Below are 2,804 nucleotides of genomic sequence, written 5' to 3'. Positions count from 1 at the left end.
TACCTGCGCCGCCCCGACTCGCAGACGCCCGGCCAGCGCAAGCGGGTGCTGCTGTGAGCGCCCCGGCGGTGGAGATCGTCCCGGCCCACTGGCGCGACCTGGGCCAGCTCGTGGCGATGGAGGCCGAGGCCCACCCGCACGACGGCTGGACCGAGGCCACCTGGTGGGCCGAGCTGGCAGCGCCCCGCCGCGAGTACGTCGTGGCCGTGGACGCCGCGTCCACCGGGGCGGCCGTGCCGGGAACCCGCCGGGTGCTGGCCTACGCCGGGCTGGACCACGGCGGCAGCACCGCGGACGTCATGACCGTCACCGTGGACCCCACGGCGCGCGGTGCCGGCCTCGGCCGCCGGGTGATGGACCACCTCGTGCGCCGGGCGCGGCAGGAGGGCGCCGAGGCGCTGCTGCTGGAGGTGCGCTCGGACAACGTGGCCGCCCTGGCCCTCTACCGGCGCCTGGGCTTCACCGAGCTGACCGTCCGCCGCGGCTACTACCGCGGCCCCGACGGGCCGGTGGACGCGCACGTGCTGCGCCTGCTGCTCGACCAGGTCGCGGAGCCCGCCCCGGCGCCCCACGACCCGACCCCGCACGACCCCACCCACCCTCTGGAGGTGAGCGCCCGATGACGCGCCCCGACGAGCCCCTGGTGCTCGGCATCGAGACGAGCTGCGACGAGACGGGCGTGGGCATCGTCCGTGGCACCACCCTGCTGGCCGACGCCGTCGCCAGCAGCATGGACCAGCACGCCGCCTTCGGGGGCGTGGTGCCCGAGGTGGCCAGCCGCGCCCACCTGGAGGCGATGGTGCCCACCATCGAGCAGGCGTGCGCCGACGCCGGGGTGCGCCTGCAGGACGTGGATGCCGTGGCCGTGACGGCCGGGCCGGGCCTGGCCGGTGCACTGCTCGTGGGGGCCGCGAGCGCCAAGGCCCTGGCCATGGGGCTCGGGAAGCCGCTCTACGGCGTGAACCACCTGGCCGCGCACGTGGCCGTGGACGTCGTGGAGCACGGCCCGCTGCCCGAGCCGATGATGAGCCTGCTCGTGAGCGGGGGGCACTCCTCGTTGCTCATGGTGCCGGACATCACCTGCGACGTGCGGCCGATGGGGCAGACCATCGACGACGCGGCCGGTGAGGCATTCGACAAGGTGGCGCGGGTGCTCGGCCTGCCCTTCCCCGGCGGCCCCCACATCGACCGGGCGGCGCGCGAGGGCAACCGCATCGCCATCGACTTCCCGCGCGGGCTCACCTCCCGGCGCGACCTGGAGCGCCACGAGTTCGACTTCTCCTTCAGCGGCTTGAAGACCGCCGTGGCGCGCTGGGTGGAGACCCGGGAGCGCGACGGCGAGGCGGTGCCGGTGGCCGACGTGGCCGCGAGCTTCCAGGAGGCCGTGGTGGACGTTCTCACCCGCAAGGCCGTGGCCGCCTGCCGCGCCGAGGGGGTGCAGGACCTGATGCTGGGCGGTGGGGTGGCCGCGAACTCGCGTCTGCGTGCGCTGGCCACGGAGCGGTGCGAGGCCGCCGGCATCCGGCTGCGCGTGCCCCGGCCCGGGCTCTGCACGGACAACGGTGCCATGGTGGCGGCCCTCGGGGCCCAGATGGTGGCGCGCGGCCGCACGCCCTCGGGGCTCGACCTGCCGTCGAGCTCCTCCCAGCCGGTGACAGAGGTGCAGGTCTGATGCGCTGGGGCCACGTGGTCGCGCCCGTCCTGGCCGGTGCGCTCCTCGTGGGGTGCTCCGGGCCCGGGCCCGCGCCCTCCTCGGGGAGCGGCGCCCCGAGCAGCGAGGCCGCCGGCCCGACGCCGGGGGAGACTCCCTCGTCGTCCGGCTCGTCGTCCCCGTCGTCCTCGCCCCACGACCCCTCGTCGGACAGCAGCGGCGACCCCTCGCCGCAGGCCACCGGTCCCGACCTGGCCTGGGACGACGCGGTGGCGCGCGCCGAGGAGCTCGTGGCCGACCTGGACACCCGCGCCCTGGCCGGGCAGGTCATCGTGGCCGGGTACGAGGGCTCCTCGGGCCGCAACGCCGACCGGCTGGTGGGAGAGGGATTCGGCGGCGTCATCCTCTTCGACAGCAACGTGCCGGACGACCCCGCCGCCCTGCCCCGCGTGACCGCCCAGGTGCAGCGCGCCCAGGAGCGTTCCGGGCGCACCTGGCCGGCCGTGGTCGGGGTGGACCAGGAGGGCGGACCGGTCCGCCGCATCGAGGAACCGGTGACGCCCCTGCCCGCGGCGATGGCGCACGGCGCCGCCGCCGACGGCGAGCTCTCGCGCGAGATCGCCCGCCTCAGCGGCGAGCAGCTGCGCGCCCTGGGCTTCACGATGGTGTTCGCCCCCGACGCGGACGTGACCGCCGGGCCGCAGGACCCCACCATCGGCGTGCGCTCGCCGGGCGCGGACCCGCAGCGGGTGGCCCGGGTGGCCACCGCCCTGGCCGAGGGGTACCGGGCGGCCGGCATCGTGCCGGTGGCCAAGCACTTCCCCGGCCACGGCGGGCTGGAGAGCGACAGCCACCACGGGCTGCCCTCGACCGACGCCACCTGGCAGGAACTCACCGAGCGCGACCTCGTGCCCTTCCGGGCGCTCGCGGAGCACGACCTGCCGGTGATGACCGGCCACATCGCCGTGCCCGCGGTGGACCGGCTGCCAGCGAGCCTGAGCGCGGCGCTGCTCGGCCACCTGCGCGAGGACGGCGCCGACCCGCTGGTGGTGACCGACGCCCTGAACATGGGGGCGCTGGACACCGCCGAGGCGACCACCGGCCACGACCGCTCCGTGGCGGCGCTGCTGGCCGGCGCGGACCTGCTGCTCCT

3 protein-coding genes are annotated in these 2,804 nt (G+C 76.6%); all 3 read left to right on the top strand.

Annotation, left to right across the window (positions count from 1 at the left end; genetic code table 11):
• On the top strand, positions 1–623 hold a 623-nt coding region (gene rimI, locus HMPREF3099_RS10780; RefSeq protein WP_371327542.1), incomplete at its 5' end, for a ribosomal protein S18-alanine N-acetyltransferase.
• The gene (gene tsaD / locus HMPREF3099_RS10775) at positions 620–1,672 is read left to right on the top strand and encodes a tRNA (adenosine(37)-N6)-threonylcarbamoyltransferase complex transferase subunit TsaD (RefSeq protein ID WP_070706012.1); all 1,053 of its coding nucleotides are present in this window, start codon (positions 620–622) and stop codon (positions 1,670–1,672) included. The genes rimI and tsaD, both read left to right, overlap by 4 nt.
• A partial coding sequence (locus HMPREF3099_RS10770) for a glycoside hydrolase family 3 N-terminal domain-containing protein (RefSeq protein ID WP_305778351.1) occupies positions 1,672–2,804 on the top strand: 1,133 nt, incomplete at its 3' end. The genes tsaD and HMPREF3099_RS10770, both read left to right, overlap by 1 nt.

Origin of the sequence: Kytococcus sp. HMSC28H12 (assembly GCF_001816045.1) — a bacterium.
In the GTDB taxonomy this organism is placed as follows: domain Bacteria; phylum Actinomycetota; class Actinomycetes; order Actinomycetales; family Dermatophilaceae; genus Kytococcus; species Kytococcus schroeteri.
The sequence above is the reverse complement of the archived record's forward strand: the minus strand, read 5'-3'. Positions and strand labels throughout refer to the sequence as shown.

What these genes read in the sequence shown, in the direction of transcription:
- tsaD (WP_070706012.1), top strand. Translation starts at nt 620, where the DNA reads ATGACGCGCCCCGACGAGCCCCTGGTGCTCGGCATCGAGACGAGCTGC.